Source organism: Nocardioides caldifontis, assembly GCF_008087345.1.
In the GTDB taxonomy this organism is placed as follows: Bacteria; Actinomycetota; Actinomycetes; order Propionibacteriales; family Nocardioidaceae; genus Marmoricola_A; species Marmoricola_A caldifontis.
The window spans coordinates 51,563-69,407 of the sequence record NZ_VHIB01000008.1; the positions used below are offsets into that span (position 1 = coordinate 51,563).

Sequence of the window (17,845 nt, forward strand, 5' to 3'; positions counted from 1 at the left end):
GGGACCGGGTCAGCCGACCGTCCGTGCCAGGGTGAGGACCATGCGTGTTCCCTGCGGCTCCTGGCCCTCCCCGCTCTCCGCCCGCGACGTCTACGCCGCCGACACGGTGCGGGCGACGCCCCAGGTGGACGGCGGTTCGGTGTACTGGCTCGAGGCGCGCCCCGCCGACGCGGGCCGGCTCACGCTCGTGCGGCTCGGAGCCGACGGACCGGTCGACGTCTCTCCCGGCGGCATGAACGTCCGCACCCGCTTCCAGGAGTACGGCGGTGGCGCATACGCGGTCTCCGGCGGGCTCGTGCTGGCCGTCGACTTCGCGACCCAGCAGGTGTGGCGGATCGTCGAGGGCGAGGAGCCGAGGGCGGTCACGCCGGCGAGCGGAGGCGCGGTCCGCTACTCCTGCTTCCGCATCGACCACCGGCGCCGGGCCGCGTTCTGCCTGCGCGAGGACCAGCGCGACGAGACCGTGGAGCCGGTCGCGGAGCTGGTGCGGCTCGACCTCGACGGGCCGAACGACGACTTCGGCACCGTGGTCGTCGCCGGCCGGGTCCGCCCCCGCGACGCCGACCGCGAGCTGCCCGCGACCGTCGACTCGCCGCCCGACTTCCTCTCCGACCCGGTGCTCTCCCCGGACGGTCGCCGGGTCGCCTGGCTCTCCTGGAACCACCCCGGCATGGCGTGGGACGGCACCTGGCTGCACGTCGGCACGCTCGACGAGACCGGCGACCTGCTCGACAGCCGCGTGGTCGCCGGCGCCGTCGACGAGGCGGTGGAGCAGCCCCGGTGGCTCGACGACGACCGGCTCACCTTCCTCACCGACCGCAGCGGCTGGAGCAACCACGCGGTGGTCGACCTCCGCGACGAGACGCCGACGACGGTCCCGCTCCACACCGAGGAGCACGACTTCGGGGTGCCCCGCTGGGTGCCGGACATCTCCTCCTACGACGTGCTGCCCGACGGCCGGTTGCTGACCGCACGCACGGTCGACGGGTTCCAGGCGCTCGGCGTGCTCGACCCGGGAACCGGTGTCTTCGAGGTGCTCGGCTCCCCGCTCACGGCGGTGCACGACATCCGCCTCGTCGACGGCTCCCGGGCGGTCTGCCGGGGGCACTTCCGGGACCGACCGGCCGAGCTCGTCACGGTGGAGCTGCCGACCGGGCAGCCCAGTCCGGTCGTCGACCCGGCACCCTTCACCCTCGACCCCGGGTTCGTGTCCGCGCCGGAGGCCGTCAGCTGGACGAGCGAGGACGGCGCGACCGCGCACGGTTTCCTCTACCTGCCGGCCCACCCGGAGGCGGAGCCCACCGAGGGGGAGCTCCCCCCGCTCCTGGTCACCCTCCACGGCGGCCCCACTGCCGCGGCCCGCCCGGCGTGGAGCGACCAGCGCGGCTTCTGGACCTCCCGCGGCTTCGCCGTGCTCGACGTCAACTACGCCGGCTCCACCGGCTACGGCCGGGCCTACCGCAAGCGGCTGGACGGCGCCTGGGGTGTCGCGGACGTCGCCGACGTCGCGTCGGGCGTGCGTCACCTCGTCGCCGAGGGGCGGGTCGACCCCCGCCGGGTGGCGATCACCGGGGGCAGCGCCGGCGGGTTCACCACCCTGGCCTGCCTGGTGTTCACCGACGCGTTCGCGGCCGGCGCCAGCCACTTCGGCATCGGCGACCTCGCGACCCTCGCCCGCGACACCCACAAGCTCGAGTCGAGGTACCTGTGGGGGCTCGTCGCGCCGTGGCCCCAGGGCGAGGAGGTCTACACGGCCCGCTCGCCCGTCCACCACCTCGACCGGCTCTCGGCGCCGTTGATCCTCCTCCAGGGCACCGACGACCGCGTGGTCCCGCCCGCCCAGGCCGAGCAGATGGCCGAGGCGCTGCGCCGCAAGGGGCTGCCGTTCGCACTGGTGATGTTCGAGGGCGAGGGGCACGGGTTCCGGACCCTCGAAGCGCAGGTCCGTGCCCTCGAGAGCGAGCTGTCGTTCTACGCCCAGGTGTTCGGCTTCGAGCCGGCCGACGACCTGGAGCCGGTGACCGTCGAGCGCCCCTGACCAGCCCGTCGGTCCCTGGCGTCCCGGGTGCGGTGCCCCTAGCGTCGCCCCATGAGCTACCCGGACCCGCGGTACGACGGATCGGCGTACCCCCCTCCGACGTACCACGGGGAGGGCGGCGAACCGACCGCCCGGCTCCGCCGCCACGACCATCCGGCCGAGCTGCGCACCGGCGCCGGCTTCGCCCACTACCTCGCCACCGGCGCGTCGACCGGCGGCCAGTTCGGGCTCTACCGCTGGGACATGGGTCCGCGGGCCGGCGGCCCCGGCCCGCACTTCCACCGCACGATCTCCGAGTCGTTCTTCGTCCTCGAGGGCCAGGTCACCTTGTACGACGGGACCCGCTGGACGCCCACCTCGCCGGGCGACTTCTGCTTCGTGCCCGAGGGCGGCGTCCACGGCTTCCGCAACGACACCGACGAGGCCGCCTCGATGCTGATCCTCTTCTCCCCCGGGGCTCCCCGGGAGGGGTACTTCGAGGGGCTCGTCGAGATCGCGCAGTCCGGGCGGGAGCTCTCCCAGGAGGAGTGGGACGCGTTCTTCGCGAAGCACGACAACATCTGGGTCTAGGGCCCGCGGCTCCGGGTACGACCCACCCGTGACCGACACAGACGCCAGCAAGGACACCGCCAAGCTCGTCGAGCTCCTCGACGACAAGCCGATCGCGATGATGACCACCTTCGGTCCCGAGGGGCCGCGGAGCATCCCGATGGCGCGCCAGGAGGTCGAGCCGAGCGCCGAGCTGTGGTTCATCACCGCACGCGACACCGAGCACACCCGGGCGGTCCAGGCCGACCCTCGGGTGTCGCTGACCTTCTCGGCCCGGGACTCCTGGGTCGCGCTCACCGGCCACGCCCAGGTCGTCGACGACGACGCGAAGCTCGAGGAGCTCTGGAACACCTTCGCCGAGGCGTGGCTCCCCGAGGGGCCCGACTCCGCCCGCGCGGTGCTGATCCGTGTCGACGTGGAGAAGGCGGAGTACTGGGACACCCCGGGCGGGAAGATCGCCTCGCTGCTCAGCTTCGCCAAGGTGAAGCTGACCGGCGACACCTACGACGCCGACCACGGGACGATCGAGCCCTGACGGCCAGCCCCCGACGGTCAGCCCTGACGATCAGTCCAGCGCGACCACCAGGTCGGCCCGGGGGCGGGACGCCCGCACCCGGGCCGCGTTGGGCTCGTCGACCCGCTCGACCCACCGACGGGCCTCGTCCGGTGCCTTGCCGAATGTCTCGTGGCGGGCCACCAGCCGCCGGCGCCGCACCGCGTCGTCGACCTCGACGAACCAGACCACGTCGAGGTGCTCCCGCGCCGCGCGCCAGGGCACCTCGTCGAGCAACAGGTAGTTGCCCTCGGTGACCACCAGCTCGACGTCCTCGGCGACGACGAGCGCCCCGGCGAGCGGCTGCTCCAGCACCCGCTCGAACGCCGGGGCGTAGACCGGGTGGTCGGGGTGGGCGCGGAGCCGGCCCAGCAGCGCGGCGTACCCCCACGGGTCGAAGGTCTCCGGCGCCCCCTTGCGGTCGCGGAGCCCGAGCCGGTCGAGGGTCACGTCGGCGAGGTGGAACCCGTCCATGGGGACGACGGCGGCGCGTGCGCCGTACGCCTCGGCCACGGCGGCGGCGAGGGTCGACTTCCCGGCTCCCGGCTCCCCGGCGATCCCCAGCAGCACCCGCCCGCCGGGTACGGGGCGCAGCCGCTCCGCGAGCCGGCGCAGCTCTTGCTCGCCGCCCGCGAGCCGCACCACCTCGGGCACGGGTCAGCCCGCCGCGAGCCAGGCCTCGAAGGCGTCGAAGCCGTAGGGGCGGCCGAGGAACGACGCGACCAGGTCGGCGGCGTCGCGCGAGCCTCCCGGGGCCAGCACCGCGTCGCGGTACCGGCGGGCCACCGCCCGGTCGAGGAGGTCGTCACGGTCGAACGCAGAGAAGAGGTCCTTCGCGATCACCAGCGACCACATGTAGGTGTAGTACGCGGAGGTGTAGCCGCCCAGGTGGCCGAACGAGGTGTGGAAGTGGGTGCCCTCGAGCGGCGCGAAGAGGTCGTAGCGCCGCTGCAGCTCGCGCGAGGCGGCGGTCAGGTCCTCGGGGACGTCACGGTGGAAGGCGTAGGAGAGCGCCGCGTAGAACATCTGCGTCCGGGCGAGGTATCCCTTGCCGAACTCCTCGGCCGCCCGCATCCGCTCGACGAGCTCCGCCGGGATCGGGGTGCCGTCGGCGTCGGTCGCGAACGTCGAGAGCACCGCGTGGTCCCAGGCCCACTCCTCCAGCATCTGCGAGGGAGCCTCGACGAAGTCCCACTCGGTGGCGACCCCGGAGAACCGCACCCACTCCTGGTGGCCGCCGAGGACGTGGTGCACCAGGTGGCCGAACTCGTGGAAGAGCGTGACCACCTGGTCGTGCTCCATGAGCCCGCGCGGGAAGTTGCAGACCAGCACCCCCTCGGGCAGCTGGCGTCCCCGGACCCCGTCGGTGAGGGTGAACTGCGCGGCGTGGGAGTACTTCCCCGGCCGCGGGTGCAGGTCGAGGTAGATCCGGCCCAGCACCGGGCGGTCGGGCCGGTCGGCGGCCACCACGTCGTGCACCGTGACCTCGTCGTGCCAGACCGGGGCGTCGGGCACCTCGACGTACTCGACGCCGAACAGCCGGCCGGTGACCTCGAGGAGCCCACGGCGCACCTTGGTGAAGTCGAGGTAGCGCCGCACCTCCTGGGCGTCGACCGCGAACTGCTCGCGCCGGATCACCTCGGCGTAGAAGACCTTGTCGACGCTGGTCAGCCCGGTGGCGTCGGGGTGGTCCTGCCGGACCCGGTCGAGGAGCACCTGGAAGTCCCGGCGTGCCGGGCCGTCGGCGAGCTCGGTGATCCGGTCGACGAACTCGCCGATCGCCGCCCCGGAGCCGATCATCTTGACCTCGGCGTCGTAGGACGGCCAGTCCTCGTAGCCGAGGAGCTGTGCGGTCTCCCGGCGGACCTCGAGGAGCTCGCGGAGCACGGCGTCGTTGTCGGGCCACCCCCGGTCGAGGTACGCGCGGACGAGCTCCTCGCGCAACGTCCGGTCGGTGCCGAACGTCATCACCGGGACGTAGTCGGGGTAGTCGGTGGTGACCTCGACGAGCCCGTCGGTGTCGGGCGGGTGGGCGTCCAGCCAGTCGTCGGGGAGCCCCGCGAGCCGCTCGGGCTCGACCCTCAGCCGCCGGACGTCGTCGCGGATCGTGCGGGAGAACTGCTGCCCCAGCACGGTCTGCCGCTCCGACAGCTCGCGGAGCCGCTCCCGGGTCCCCTCGTCACGGTCGACGCCGGAGCGGTGGAAGTCGCGCAGCGACCGGTCGAGCATCCGGCGGGCGTCGTCGGCGAGCCCGGCGGGGTCGACCGCGTCGAGCGCGTCGTACAGCCCCCGGTCGAGGCTCAGGTCGGTGAGCAACCGGTGCGCCTCCTGCTCCCGCTCCTGGGCGAGGTCGCGGAGCTGCTCGTCCGGGTGCACGTTGGAGAGCAGCGAGGTCACCGAGAGGACGTCGTCGAGGTGGAGCCCCACCTCGTTCCACTCCTGCAGCACCTCGAGCGCCGGGGCGGACGGGGTCGTGCCCAGTGCGCGGAGCCGGTCGGCCGCGGCGCGCGCAGCGGCCACCCCGCGGGCGCACCGGTCGTCGAGCCAGCCGCCCCAGTCGTCGCCGGGCAGCACGAGGGGCGCGGGGCCCCGGCCGGGACGGTCGGTCACCTGGGGGGCGGCGTCAGGCCGACTTCTTCTTCTTCTCGGTGGAGCGGGGCACCAACGTCGGGTTGACGTTGTCCCGGACCACCTCGGCGCTGACCACGACCTTGGCGATGTCCTCGCGCGAGGGCACGTCGTACATCACGTGGAGCAGCACCTCCTCGATGATCGCGCGGAGCCCACGGGCACCGGTGCCGCGCACCATCGCCAGGTCGGCGACGGCGTCGATCGCGTCGTCGGAGAACTCGAGCTCGACGCCGTCGAGCTCGAAGAGCTTCTGGTACTGCTTCACCAGCGCGTTGCGCGGCTCGGTGAGGATCTGCACCAGCGCCTCGCGGTTGAGCTTGTCGACGGTCGCGATGACCGGGAGGCGACCGATGAACTCCGGGATCAGCCCGAACTTGAGGAGGTCCTCGGGCATCACCTGGGAGTAGATCTTGTCGAGGTCCTTCTCCTCCTGCGTCGGCAGCGACGAGGCGAAGCCCAGCGTCTTCTTGCCGACCCGCTGCTCGATGATGTGCTCGAGCCCGGCGAAGGCCCCACCCACGATGAACAGGATGTTCGTCGTGTCGATCTGGATGAACTCCTGGTGGGGGTGCTTGCGGCCGCCCTGCGGCGGCACCGAGGCGGTCGTCCCCTCGAGGATCTTCAGCAGCGCCTGCTGGACCCCCTCGCCGGAGACGTCGCGGGTGATCGAGGGGTTCTCCGCCTTGCGGGCCACCTTGTCGATCTCGTCGATGTAGATGATCCCGGTCTCGGCCTTCTTGACGTCGTAGTCGGCGGCCTGGATCAGCTTGAGCAGGATGTTCTCGACGTCCTCACCGACGTAGCCGGCCTCGGTAAGGGCGGTGGCGTCGGCGATCGCGAACGGGACGTTGAGCATCCGCGCCAGCGTCTGGGCGAGGTAGGTCTTGCCGCAGCCGGTCGGGCCGATCACCAGGATGTTGGACTTCGCCAGCTCGACGGCGTCCTCGCCGCGGTGGCGGTGGTTGACCACGCCGAGCCCGGCCTGGACCCGCTTGTAGTGGTTGTAGACCGCGACGGCGAGCGCCTTCTTGGCGGTCTCCTGGCCGACGACGTAGGAGTTGAGGAAGTCGAAGATCTCCTTCGGCTTCGGCAGCTCCTCGAGGCCGACCTCGGTGCCCTCGGAGAGCTCCTCCTCGATGATCTCGTTGCAGAGGTCGATGCACTCGTCGCAGATGTAGACACCTGGACCCGCGATCAGCTTCTTGACCTGCTTCTGACTCTTCCCGCAGAAAGAACACTTCAGCAGGTCACCACCGTCACCGATGCGTGCCACAGGCACGCCTCCTCACGACTCGGGCCGACGGGCCAGGCCGACGACCTGGGGTTGGAGCTCCACCGGCTGTGCTTTCGAGTACCACCACTGCGGACGAAAATACCTCCCCGCGCCCCCGTTTGGGATGGGGACACGAGGACTTGTCCTTCCGCCGGGGCGACAGGGGGACCTCGGTCACGCCCGCGGTCCCCCTCAGCCCCACGCGCACCTCAGGCCAGGGCCATCGAGCCCTTGCGCGAGGCAAGGATCGAGTCGATCAGGCCGTACTCCACGGCCTGCTCGGCGGTCAGGATCTTGTCGCGCTCGATGTCGCGGCTGACCTCGTCCTGCGGCTTGCCGGAGTGCTCGGAGATCATCCGCTCGAGGAGCTCCCGCATCCGCAGGATCTCGTTGGCCTGGATCTCGATGTCCGAGGACTGGCCGTAGGTGCCCTCGGTGTAGGGCTGGTGGATGAGGATCCGGCTGTTCGGCAGCGCGAGCCGCTTGCCGGGGGCGCCGGCGGCGAGCAGGATCGCGGCTGCGGAGGCCGCCTGGCCCAGGCAGACCGTCTGCACGTCGGGCTTGATGAACCGCATGGTGTCGTAGATCGCGGTCAGCGCGGTGAACGAGCCGCCCGGGCTGTTGATGTAGATCTGCACGTCGCGGTCCGGGTCCATCGACTCGAGGCACAGCAGCTGCGCCATCACCGCGTTGGCGATGTCGTCGCTGATCGGCGTGCCGAGGAAGATGATCCGGTCCTCGAAGAGCTTGGCGTAGGGGTCGATGCGGCGGAACCCGTAGGAGGTCCGCTCCTCCCACTGCGGGATGTAGTAGTTCACTTCTCTCTCTTCCTCGGTCCTGGGGCCCTGGCGGGCGGTCAGCCCTTGTGGGCGGGTCGGCCCTGGTCGGAGACCTGGCCGGCGCTGGCGACGACCTTGTCGATGAAGCCGTACTCGAGGGCCTGCTCGGCGGTGAACCAGCGGTCGCGGTCGGCGTCCTGCTCCACGCGCTCGATCGGCTGACCGGTGTGCTGGCTGATCAGCTCGAACAGCACCTTCTTGATGTGCAGCGACTGCTGGGCCTGGATCTTGATGTCCGAGGCCGAGCCGCCCATGCCGCCGGAGGGCTGGTGCATCATGATGCGCGCGTGCGGGAGGGCGTAGCGCTTGCCCTTCGCGCCGGCGCAGAGGAGGAACTGCCCCATCGAGGCCGCCAGCCCCATGCCGACCGTGGCGACGTCGTTGGAGATGTAGTTCATCGTGTCGTAGATCGCCATCCCGGCGTCGACCGAGCCACCGGGGCTGTTGATGTAGAGGAAGATGTCGGCCTGGGGGTCCTCGGCGTTGAGCAGCAGCATCTGCGCGCAGATCGCGTTCGCGTTCTGGTCGCGCACCTCGGAGCCGAGGAAGACGATCCGCTCCTTCAGCAGCCGCTGGTAGATGTGCTCGTCGAGACCGTACGACGTGCCGCCGCCGTTCATCTGGATGTCAGTCACGGGTCGACCCTAGCCGGACGTGACGACAGTTCCACGGGACGGGCCGTGTTGTTCGCGGACAGCGGACGGAACCCCTCGCACGGGGTCGGATCAGTCGAGCCAGCGCTCGAGCGCCCGGTGCACGTCGGCGTGGTTGAGCAGGGAGAAGTGGTCGGCATTCGGGAGGTGGAGCACCTCGGCGTCCGGGAACAGCCGCACCGCCGACCGCAGCGTGCCCGTCGCCGAGCCGCGCCGGACGAGCAGGTCGCCGAGCAGCCGGCCCCAGATGCTGCGCTCGTCGCCCAGCGCGGCGGAGACGAGGCGGTAACGGACGTGCGGGAGCGGTGGCAGGTCGGGCAGCCCGCGCTCGAGGTCGCGGATCCCGGGCGAGCGGTGGTCGATGATCCGACCGAACGCGGCCGCCTCGGGGAGCAGGCCGAGGAGCTTCGCGCCGTGGCTCGCGCCCAGCGCGAGGTCGGCCCCGAGGTGCGGTGTCCCGAGCGTCACCACGTCGGTCAGCCGTTCGGTCCACGGCTGCTGCTCGTCGAGCTCCACCGCGCACGCCGCCCGTGCGACGAGCCCGCCCATGGAGTGGCCGACGATCGCCAGCCGGTCGACCCGGGCCGGCCACTGCGTCGTGAGCTGCTGCAGCAGCGAGGTCAGGGCGACGCCGTTCTCGGCCACCGGCAGCCCGGTGTTCGCCCGGAGGAGGACCGGTGTCCAGCCCCGGGCCGCGAGCCGGGTCGCGTAGGTGCCGCCGACCCGCTCGGCCCGGCTGGCCCAGTGGCCCTCGTGCTCCCCCAGGCCGTGGAGGAGGACGACCACCTTGCCGGTGGCGTCCGGGTACGCCTCCTGCAGCGCCTCGCGGTGCACCGGGACGACCTTGCCGTTGACCCGCACCGTCATCGCGAGCGCGAGGTGCGGGTGCTCCTCGCGGAGCCGGTCGCCGATCAGCCCGTTGACCGCCGAGTGGAGGACCCGGCCCGCGGCCGAGTCGTCGAGACGTGGACCGACCTGCCTGGCCCCGACCGCGGAGCACGCCGAGGCGGTGGCCCGGAGGGCGAGCCCCACCCCGCCGTACACGGAGGAGGCGACGCCGTCGTGGACGAGCTGCGGCAGCCGGCCGCCGCCGAGCGTGGCCCGACGGGCAGCCCCGAAGACCCGGTCCGCCACCGCGCGGTGGGTGTCCCGGACGGTGCCGAGGACGATCTCGTCGGTGTACAGCGCGGCGAGCGCGAGCGCGTCGGCCAGCCCCGGCTCGGGGTGCTGCGGCGTGACCGCGGACGGGTCGAACCGGGTGGTGCCCTCACGGGCGACGACGGTGCTCACGCCGGTCAGTCTCCGGAGCACGGCACCCGGGGCACAACGACGACACGCCGCTCCAGTGAACATCTGTTCACCGGAACGGCGTGCTGCGTCGTGGGGTCAGCCCTTGTCGGCGTCGGCCTGCGCCTCGTCGACGGCCTCGGCCACGGCCTCCTCGGCCGCCGCCTCGATGTCGGCCTCGGTGTCGGCCTCGGCCTCCGCCTCCGGCTCGCCGATGGTGCCGTCACCGCGGAGGTTCTTCAGCTCGACCGGGTTGCCGGACTCGTCGGTGACCGTCGCGGCCTCCACCACCCGGGCCAGCGCCTTGCCACGGACGACCTCGGAGACCAGCTCGGGGATGTGGTTGTGCTCGACCATGTGCTTGACGTAGTCGTTCGGGTTCTGCCCCGACTGCTGCGCCCGGCGGAGCATGTGCTCGGTGAGCTCGTTCTGCTCGACGCCGATCTCCTCCTGCTTGGCGATCTCGTCGAGGATGAACTGCGCGGCCACGGCGTCGCGGACCCGCTTCTCGAGGTCGCCCTCGAACTCGTCGATGGTCTGCTCCTCGTTGTCGAGGTACTGCTCCATCGTCATGCCGGCCATCGCGAGCTGCTGCTGGATGCTCTCGCGGCGCGCCTGGAGCTCCTCCGCGACGACGCCCTCGGGCACCGGCACCTCGGTGAGGTCGAGGAGCTTCTCGAGCACGGCGTCGCGGGCCGCGGCGGCCTGCTCGAGCCGCTTGCCGTTGAGCAGCCGGGTGCGGACGTCCTCGATGAGCTCCTCGACGGTGTCGAACTCGGAGGCCATCTGGGCGAACTCGTCGTCGAGCTCGGGGAGCTGCTGCTCCTTGACCGCGGTCACGGTCACCTCGACCTCGACGTCCTCGCCCTCGAGGTCGCCACCGGCGAGGGTCGAGCTGAAGGTCTTGACGTCGCCGGCGCTCATGCCGGCCAGGGCCTCGTCGAGCCCGTCGATCATGCCGCCGCGTCCGAGCTGGTAGCTGACGCCGGCCGCCTCGCCGCCCTCGACGACCTCGCCGTCCTTCGTGGCCTTCAGGTCGATCGTGACGAAGTCGCCCTCGGCAGCCGCGCGCTCGACGTCGAGCAGGGTGCCGAACCGCTCGCGCAGGCTCTGGACCTGCTCCTCGACGTCCTGGTCGGTGACCTCGACGTCGTCGACGGTCGCCTCGATGCCGTCGAGCGAGGGCAGCTCGACCTCGGGGCGGACGTCGACCTCGGCGGTGAACTCGAGGGTCTCGTTGTCCTCGAGCTTGGTGATGTCGATCTCCGGCTGCGCCAGCGGCTGCAGGTCGTTGTCCTGGAGCGCCTGGACGTAGAGCTTCGGGAGCGCGTCGTTGATCGCCTCGTCGAGGACCGGGCCGCGGCCCACCTGGCGGTCGATGATCGCGGCGGGCACCTTGCCGCGGCGGAAGCCGGGCACGTTGATCTGCTGCGCGATCCGCTTGTACGCCGCGTCGAGGCTCGGCTTGAGCTCCTCGAAGGGCACCTCGACGGTGAGCTTGGCCCGGGTGGGGCCCAGGGTCTCGACGGCGCTCTTCACAGGGGTGTCTCCTCGCATTGCTGGCACGGTCGTGCCGGTGGATCGCTGGTCGTTGCTGGGGCGCTGGACGGCGGGCGGCCCGCGCGACCCCGCGCGACGGAGCCGTCCGGCGGACATCACCACCGGACGACGCGACGGGCGTGGTCGACGTCGGGAGCAGTCGGGGCGACAGGACTCGAACCTGCGGTCTCCTGCTCCCAAAGCAGGCGCGCTAGCCACTACGCTACGCCCCGGGGTAGAACGCCGAGAGTCTAGTCAGCGGCCACTCCCCTGTCGAAACGGCGGGGTGCCCGGTGGACGGGGCGAGCCCGGCGCTGTGGCACCATGGGCCCCGCGTCACCGGAGCCCTCGGCCCGCCGAGCAGGCCCGCCGGTGACCACGCGGATGTAGCTCAATGGTAGAGCCCCAGTCTTCCAAACTGGCTACGCGGGTTCGATTCCCGTCATCCGCTCCACGCCCGTTCAGCGGCGCTGCAGCACCACCAGGGCGCAGTCGTCCGCGGAGGTCCCCAGCTTCGCCACGAGCTGCTCGGCGGAACCGTCGAACCCCTGCCGCACGCACCGCTCGGCCTCGCCGATCAGCCGGTCGATCCCCTGGCCGATGTCGCGGCGCGGCCGCTCGACCAGCCCGTCGGTGTAGAGCAGCAGCGCGTCGTGGTGCGCGAGGCTCCCGCGGATCACCGGGAAGTGAGCCCCGGGCACGAGCCCGAGCACCGGTCCCCCGACCTCGTCGAGCACCCGCCACCGCCCCGAGCCGGCGAGGAACTGGATCGCCGGCGGATGGCCGGCAGATCGCAGCTCGAACTCGCCGTTGCTCAGGTTCACGCAGAGGTGGACCGCGGTGGCGAACCCCTCACCCCAGTCCTGGGCGACCAGGTAGTCGTTCGCGGCGGTCAGGAACCGCGGCGCAGGGGAGCTGGCGAGCAGCGCTCCGAAGGCACCCGAGAGCAGCAGGGAGCGCGTCCCGGCCTCGACGCCCTTGCCGGACACGTCCACCACCGCGAGCGACAGCGACGGGCTGACGGTCCCCCGGTGGGCGACGAGGAAGTCGCCGGCGAACGAGGTGCCACCCGCGGACCGGGTGGCGAGATCGACGTACCAGCCGACGGGCAGGGGCGGCACGCGGCCCTGGCGGTTGATCCGGTCCTGCAGGTCGATGAGCATCGCCTCGCCGGCGAGGCCTCCGACACCGAGCCGGTTGCGGCGCGCGCTGACCAGCAGGACCAGCGCCGCCGCGAAGACGACCACGCCGATGGTGACGAGCCGGCGAGGCGGGAACGACGCGTCCTCCGGGAAGAGGTACTCGAAGTAGGTCTCCACGGCGAGCACCGCGAGGATGATCCCGACCATCGCGGGCACCCGCCGGGGGCTGAGCATCATGTCGGTGAGCAGCAGCGGCACCATCAGCGCCGAGGCGACGACCACGCCGGAGAAGACGTACATCAGCACCCCGGCGACCAGGGTCATCACCACGAGGACGGCGAACAGGATGCGGTCGTCCTCGCCGGCCCAGCGGCGTACTGCGTCCCGCCGGCGGAGCACGAGCCTGCTCGAGACCGCCGCGCGACCCGGACGCGCGTTCGCTTCCACGCACCGACCCTAGCGAGGCGGGGTCCCGGGAGTGTCGTATCCCGGAATTTCCGGACGCGCGCGTTTCGTCGGCGGATCAGGCGCGGGCTCGCGACCGGTACCTCGGCTGGCACCGCGGGCACCAGAACGAGTTGCGGCCGGCGAGGACCTCGGTGCGGATCCGGGTGCCGCAGACGTGGCAGGGCTGCTCGTGGCGCCGGTACACGTAGACCTCGCCACCGTGGTCGTCCTTGCGCGGCGGGCGGCCCATCGCCTCGGGGGTGTGCTCGGGGCGCACCGTGTCGATGCGGTTGAGCACGACGCCCTCGGCCATCAGCTCGACGAGGTCCTGCCAGATCGCGTCGAACTGCTTGCGGCGCAGCGTGCGGCCGGGTCGGAGCGGGTGGATCCGGTGGCGGAACAGCACCTCGGCGCGGTACACGTTCCCGACGCCCGCGACGACGGCCTGGTCCAGGAGGAGCTCCCCGATCGAGCGGTGGCTGGTGGAGATCCGGCGCCAGGCGCGCTCGGGGTCGGCGTCGGCGCGCAGCGGGTCCGGCCCGAGCTTCGCGACCACCGCCTCGCGCTGCTCCGGGGTGACCAGCGCGCACTGGGTGGCGCCACGCAGGTCGGCGTACGCCGGGTCGCGGCCGTCCCCTCCCGCCACGATCCGGAGCCGCACGGCGCCGACCGGCTCCACGGGCCGGCCGGGCAGGATCGTGAACTTCCCGATCAGCCCGAGGTGGACGTGGACGACGTGACCGCCCTCGAGCTCGAGGAACAGGTGCTTCCCGGCCGAGTCGGCCGCCTCGAGGAGCGACCCGTCGAGCAGCGCCGCCTCCTCGGCGAACCGGCCCTGCGGGCTGGCGACCCGGACCCGCCGCCCGGCGAAGGTGGCCGTGAGGTCGTCTGCGAGCCGGCGGAGGGTGTGCCCCTCAGGCATCGGTGTCCGCGGCCCCGGCCGGTCCACGGCCGAGGGCGGAGTCGGGCAGCGGGGGCAGCTCGCCGGTGCGCTCGTAGCCCGCGAGCATGCCGATGCGCCGCACGTGGCGCTCCTCGCCGGGGAACGACGTGGAGAGGAACACCTCGACGAACCGGACCATCTCGTCGACCGAGTGCATCCGCCCGCCGACCGAGACCACGTTCGCGTCGTTGTGCTCGCGGGCGAGGACCGCGGTCTCCTCGTTCCACACCAGGGCGGCCCGCACGCCACGCACCTTGTTGGCCGCGATCTGCTCGCCGTTGCCAGAGCCGCCGATGACCACGCCGAGGCTGTCCAGCCCGTCCTCGCGGTCGGCGGCCACCGCCTCGGCGGCCCGCAGGCAGAACACCGGGTAGTCGTCGTCCTTGTCGTGGACGAACGGGCCGTGGTCGACCGCCTCGTGGCCCTGGTCGGCCAGCCAGCCGAGAAGGTGGTCCTTGAGCTCGAGGCCGGCGTGGTCGGAGCCGAGGTGCACGCGCATGGCGCGGATTCTTCCACCGCCCGTCGGGGCCCCGAGGGGTGGCCCGGGTCAGGGGTGGTGGCTGCGGAGGAAGCCGGCGATCGTGCGGGTCAGCGGCTCCGCCGCGTCGAAGACGTCGTGGTGGCGCCAGAACCCGTGCAGCTGCCCGAGGAACCGGATCCCGACCACGGTGACGCCCTCCTCGGCGAGCACCGCGGCGAGCCGCTCGCCCTCGTCGCGCAGCGGGTCGTGCTCGGCGGTCACCACCAGGGTGGGGGGCAGCGTGTGGAGCCGGTCGGAGCGCAGCGGCGCGAGGTCGGGGTGGTCGAGGTCGGCGGGGCCGGCGGCGTACTGCTGCCAGTACCAGGCCGCCTCGCCCGGGTCGAACCCGTCGGCGGCGGTCCGGTAGGACTCCCCCTCGGCGCGCGGGTCGAGGAACGGGTACGTCAGGACCACGGCGCGGAACCGGCCGGGGTTGCGCAGGGCGGCGACCAGCGCGAGGTTGCCGCCGGCGCTGTCGCCGTGGACGTACGCCGGCCCCGCGACCCCGAGCTCGTCGGCGTGCACGTCGAGCCACCGGAGCACCGTGTCGACGTCGTCCGGGGCTGCCGGGAAGCGGTGCTCCGGCGGGCGCCGGTAGTCGACGTTGAGCACCGACACGCCGACCCGGTTCGCGAGCGAACGGGCGACCGCGTCGTGCACGTCGATGTCGTGGAAGACGAACCCTCCGCCGTGGAGGTGGACGACCACGCCCGGTGCGGCGCCGTGGGGGCGCAGCAGCCGGCACCGCACGCCGTCGGCGTCGAGGTCGAGCGCCTCGGCGACCTCCTCGCGCGGCGCGGCCGCCGCCTCCGCCCGGGCCTGCTCACGGGCCGCCTGCACGTCGTAGCCGTCGGAGTGCACCGGCTGCTCGCCCGCCGCGCGCTCGAGGGCGGCGCGGGCCTGCGGGTGGAGCGCCACCGCTACTCGGCAGCCATCCGGGCGAGCTCCTCGTCCACCACCGACGGGTCGAGCTTGCGGAAGATCGGCGTCGGCTTCGCCACGGGGGTGCCGGGCACCAGCGGCCTGCGCTCCCAGCGCGGGGCGTCGGAGTAGTCGCCGGTGATGACCGGGTAGCCGGCGCCGCCGTCGAGGTCCTCGACCTCGTCGATGCGCGGCATCGGCTGGAACTCCCCCTCACCTCCGAGCGCGCGGTGCACGGCGTTCGAGGAGTGCGGCAGGAAGGGCGAGAGCATCGTGTTGCAGTCCAGGACGGCCTGCGCGGTGACGTGCAGGATCGTCGCCAGCCGCTCCCGCTGCTCCTCCCCCTTGAGCTTCCAGGGCTCGGACTCGGAGACGTACTTGTTGACCTCCGCGACGACCCGCATCGCCTCGCCGACCGCCTGCTTCTGGCGGTGCCGGGCGATCAGCTCGCCGACGGTGGTGAACCCCGTCTCGACCGTGTCGAGCAGTGCCCGGTCCTGCGGCTCGAGATCGCCGGCCTCCGGCAGCTCCCCGAAGTTCTTCGCGATCAGGGTGGCGGTGCGGTTCACGAGGTTGCCCCACCCGGCGACGAGCTCGTCGTTGGTGCGGCGGACGAACTCGGACCACGTGAAGTCGGAGTCCTGGTTCTCCGGTCCGGCGGCGGCCACGAAGTAGCGGAACGCGTCCACCTGGTAGCGCTCCAGCATGTCGCGGACGTAGATCACCACCCGCTTGGACGAGGAGAACTTGCGCCCCTCCATCGTGAGGAACTCGCTCGAGACGACCTCGGTGGGCAGGTTGAGCTCGCCGTACTGCCGCGGGGTGCCGCCCTTGTCGCCCTTGCCCGCGTAGGCGAGCAGCTCGGCCGGCCAGATCTGCGAGTGGAAGGTGATGTTGTCCTTCCCCATGAAGTAGTACGACAGGGCCTCCCCCTGCCCGTCGTGCGCAGGGTTCCACCACTCGCGCCAGCGGTCGGGGTCGCCGAGACGACGCGCCCACTCGATCGACGCCGAGAGGTAGCCGACGACGGCGTCGAACCAGACGTAGAGCCGCTTCGTCGGGTTGTCGCGCCACCCGTCCAGCGGGACCGGGATCCCCCAGTCGATGTCCCGGGTCATCGCGCGTGGCTTGATCTCGTCGAGGATGTTCTGGCTGAACTTGATGACGTTGGGCCGCCAGGTGCCGCTCGCCTCGCGCTCGTCCAACCAGCCCTTCAGCGCGTCCGCCAGCGCCGGCAGGTCGAGGAAGAAGTGCTGGGTCTCGATGAACTCCGGCGTCTCGCCGTTGATCTTCGACCGCGGGTTGATCAGCTCGTGCGCGTCGAGCTGGTTGCCGCAGGTGTCGCACTGGTCGCCACGGGCCCCGTCGGCCCCGCAGATCGGGCAGGTGCCCTCGATGTAGCGGTCCGGAAGGGTCCGTCCGGTGGACGGCGAGATGGCGCCGTACGTGGTGCGCTCGACGAAGTAGCCGTTCTCGTAGACGCCGAGGAACAGCTCCTGGACGACGGCGTAGTGGTTGCGCGACGTGGTCCGCGTGTAGAGGTCGTAGGAGACCCCGAGCGAGCAGAGGTCCTCGGCGATCAGCCGGTGGTTGCGGTCGGCGAGCTCCTGGGCCGAGACCCCGGCCTCGTCGGCGGCGATGAGGATCGGCGTGCCGTGCTCGTCGGTCCCGGACACCATGAGCACGTCGTGCCCGGCCATCCGCATGTAGCGGCTGAAGACGTCGGACGGCACCCCGAACCCGGCTACGTGGCCGATGTGCCGGGGCCCGTTGGCGTAGGGCCAGGCCACGGCGGACAGCACTCTGCTCATGCGCCCGATCCTAGGAGGGACCCCGCGGCGACGCGCACGCCCGGGACCCGCCTCAGCTGAAGTCGGGGCCCGCGGTGCGGGTGCGCTTCAGCTCGAAGAAGCCGGGGGTCCCGGCCACCGCGAGCACGCCGTCCCAGAGCCGGCCCGCGGCCTCGCCCTTCGGGGCCGGGGTGACCACCGGCCCGAAGAAGGCGACGTCACCGACGCTGATCACCGGGGTGCCGACGTCCTCGCCGACCAGGTCCATCGCCCGCTGGTGCGAGGCGCGCAGCGCCTCGTCGTGCTCCTCGGAGTCCATGGCGTCGACCAGGTCACCCGGGAGCCCGACCTCGACCAGCGCCTCCTCGAGGAGGGTGCGGTCGATCTCGCGGCCGCCGGGGTGGATCCGCTCGCCCAGCGCCGTGTAGAGGTCGCCGAGCACCTCGTCGCCCGCCTTCGCGGCCGCGGCGATCGCCACCCGGCCGGCCCACCACGACCTGGTCATGGCTGCCTCGTACTGCTCGGGGAGCTCGTCGCGCCCCTCGTTGAGGACCGCGAGGCTCATCACGTGCCAGCGCGGCTCGAGGTCGCGGACCGCCGCGGCCTCGAGGAGCCAGCGGGAGGTCATCCAGGCCCAGGGGCAGAGCGGGTCGAACCAGAAGTCGACGGGGGTGCGGGAGGTATCGTCGGTAGTCACGTGAAGCCTCAACCGACACGATC

16 protein-coding genes and 2 tRNA genes are annotated in these 17,845 nt (G+C 72.2%); 4 read left to right on the forward strand and 14 right to left on the reverse strand.

What is annotated here, in order from left to right:
* Positions 1-40: 40 nt before the first annotated feature.
* Genes FIP57_RS14530 through FIP57_RS14540 form a run of 3 tightly spaced genes read left to right on the forward strand, consistent with a single transcriptional unit; the run spans position 41 to position 3,122 of the window.
* Complete coding sequence (locus FIP57_RS14530; protein WP_148574274.1) at positions 41-2,038, forward strand: S9 family peptidase; 1,998 nt, start codon at positions 41-43, stop codon at positions 2,036-2,038.
* Between the two features lie 51 nt (positions 2,039-2,089).
* Positions 2,090-2,608 carry a cupin domain-containing protein gene (locus FIP57_RS14535; RefSeq protein WP_148574275.1) on the forward strand — a complete coding sequence of 173 codons (519 nt, stop codon included), beginning with the start codon at positions 2,090-2,092 and terminating at the stop codon, positions 2,606-2,608.
* Positions 2,609-2,636: 28 nt separating this feature from the next.
* On the forward strand, positions 2,637-3,122 hold the full coding sequence (locus tag FIP57_RS14540; protein ID WP_203231276.1) for a pyridoxamine 5'-phosphate oxidase family protein: 486 nt from the start codon (positions 2,637-2,639) through the stop codon (positions 3,120-3,122).
* 30 nt (positions 3,123-3,152) lie between these two features.
* Here FIP57_RS14540 and FIP57_RS14545 read toward each other — a convergent pair whose 3' ends face one another.
* The 8 genes from FIP57_RS14545 to FIP57_RS14580 all read right to left on the reverse strand — a co-directional run bounded on the left by FIP57_RS14545 (position 3,153) and on the right by FIP57_RS14580 (position 11,595).
* The gene (locus FIP57_RS14545) at positions 3,153-3,794 is read right to left on the reverse strand and encodes a nucleoside/nucleotide kinase family protein (RefSeq protein ID WP_238993490.1); all 642 of its coding nucleotides are present in this window, start codon (positions 3,792-3,794) and stop codon (positions 3,153-3,155) included.
* A 3-nt stretch (positions 3,795-3,797) separates the two neighbouring features.
* Positions 3,798-5,750, reverse strand: a complete 1,953-nt coding sequence (locus FIP57_RS14550) for a M3 family metallopeptidase (protein WP_148574276.1) — start codon at positions 5,748-5,750, stop codon at positions 3,798-3,800.
* A gap of 13 nt (positions 5,751-5,763) precedes the next feature.
* On the reverse strand, positions 5,764-7,044 hold the full coding sequence (gene clpX, locus FIP57_RS14555) for an ATP-dependent Clp protease ATP-binding subunit ClpX (RefSeq protein WP_148574721.1): 1,281 nt from the start codon (positions 7,042-7,044) through the stop codon (positions 5,764-5,766).
* Between the two features lie 209 nt (positions 7,045-7,253).
* Positions 7,254-7,904, reverse strand: coding sequence for an ATP-dependent Clp protease proteolytic subunit (locus FIP57_RS14560; RefSeq protein ID WP_275266171.1), 651 nt, complete (start codon positions 7,902-7,904; stop codon positions 7,254-7,256).
* Entirely contained in the window at positions 7,901-8,503 is a 603-nt protein-coding gene (locus FIP57_RS14565; RefSeq protein WP_148574722.1) for an ATP-dependent Clp protease proteolytic subunit, read from the reverse strand. The genes FIP57_RS14560 and FIP57_RS14565 overlap by 4 nt, the downstream gene beginning before the upstream one ends.
* A gap of 105 nt (positions 8,504-8,608) precedes the next feature.
* Complete coding sequence (locus tag FIP57_RS14570; protein WP_148574278.1) at positions 8,609-9,826, reverse strand: alpha/beta hydrolase; 1,218 nt, start codon at positions 9,824-9,826, stop codon at positions 8,609-8,611.
* A gap of 96 nt (positions 9,827-9,922) precedes the next feature.
* Positions 9,923-11,362 (reverse strand): trigger factor, encoded by a 1,440-nt coding sequence (tig, locus tag FIP57_RS14575; RefSeq protein WP_162529820.1) that lies wholly within the window; start codon positions 11,360-11,362, stop codon positions 9,923-9,925.
* 160 nt (positions 11,363-11,522) lie between these two features.
* Positions 11,523-11,595, reverse strand: a tRNA-Pro gene (locus FIP57_RS14580).
* A gap of 147 nt (positions 11,596-11,742) precedes the next feature.
* On the opposite strand from FIP57_RS14580, the gene FIP57_RS14585 reads away from it, so the two are divergent.
* A tRNA-Gly gene (locus FIP57_RS14585) sits at positions 11,743-11,816 on the forward strand.
* A gap of 7 nt (positions 11,817-11,823) precedes the next feature.
* Here the strand turns inward: FIP57_RS14585 and FIP57_RS14590 are convergent.
* From FIP57_RS14590 to FIP57_RS14615, 6 genes are all read right to left on the reverse strand, one after another.
* Entirely contained in the window at positions 11,824-12,951 is a 1,128-nt protein-coding gene (locus FIP57_RS14590; RefSeq protein WP_148574280.1) for a PP2C family protein-serine/threonine phosphatase, read from the reverse strand.
* A gap of 76 nt (positions 12,952-13,027) precedes the next feature.
* Entirely contained in the window at positions 13,028-13,873 is an 846-nt protein-coding gene (locus FIP57_RS14595) for an Fpg/Nei family DNA glycosylase (RefSeq protein WP_148574281.1), read from the reverse strand.
* The gene (locus tag FIP57_RS14600) at positions 13,866-14,393 is read right to left on the reverse strand and encodes a ribose-5-phosphate isomerase (protein WP_148574282.1); all 528 of its coding nucleotides are present in this window, start codon (positions 14,391-14,393) and stop codon (positions 13,866-13,868) included. The genes FIP57_RS14595 and FIP57_RS14600 overlap by 8 nt, the downstream gene beginning before the upstream one ends.
* A 48-nt stretch (positions 14,394-14,441) precedes the next feature.
* Positions 14,442-15,332 carry an alpha/beta hydrolase gene (locus tag FIP57_RS14605; RefSeq protein ID WP_148574283.1) on the reverse strand — a complete coding sequence of 297 codons (891 nt, stop codon included), beginning with the start codon at positions 15,330-15,332 and terminating at the stop codon, positions 14,442-14,444.
* 2 nt (positions 15,333-15,334) lie between these two features.
* Positions 15,335-17,146, reverse strand: a complete 1,812-nt coding sequence (metG, locus tag FIP57_RS14610) for a methionine--tRNA ligase (protein ID WP_148574284.1) — start codon at positions 17,144-17,146, stop codon at positions 15,335-15,337.
* A 52-nt stretch (positions 17,147-17,198) separates the two neighbouring features.
* Complete coding sequence (locus FIP57_RS14615; protein ID WP_275266167.1) at positions 17,199-17,822, reverse strand: mycothiol-dependent nitroreductase Rv2466c family protein; 624 nt, start codon at positions 17,820-17,822, stop codon at positions 17,199-17,201.
* Positions 17,823-17,845: the final 23 nt, after the last annotated feature.

Coding starts and splice junctions, on each gene's coding strand:
- FIP57_RS14530 (WP_148574274.1), top strand. CDS start 41: ATGCGTGTTCCCTGCGGCTCCTGGCCCTCCCCGCTCTCCGCCCGCGAC.
- FIP57_RS14535 (WP_148574275.1), top strand. CDS start 2,090: ATGAGCTACCCGGACCCGCGGTACGACGGATCGGCGTACCCCCCTCCG.
- FIP57_RS14565 (WP_148574722.1), bottom strand. CDS start 8,503: ATGAACGGCGGCGGCACGTCGTACGGTCTCGACGAGCACATCTACCAG.
- FIP57_RS14595 (WP_148574281.1), bottom strand. CDS start 13,873: ATGCCTGAGGGGCACACCCTCCGCCGGCTCGCAGACGACCTCACGGCC.
- FIP57_RS14600 (WP_148574282.1), bottom strand. CDS start 14,393: ATGCGCGTGCACCTCGGCTCCGACCACGCCGGCCTCGAGCTCAAGGAC.
- metG (WP_148574284.1), bottom strand. CDS start 17,146: ATGAGCAGAGTGCTGTCCGCCGTGGCCTGGCCCTACGCCAACGGGCCC.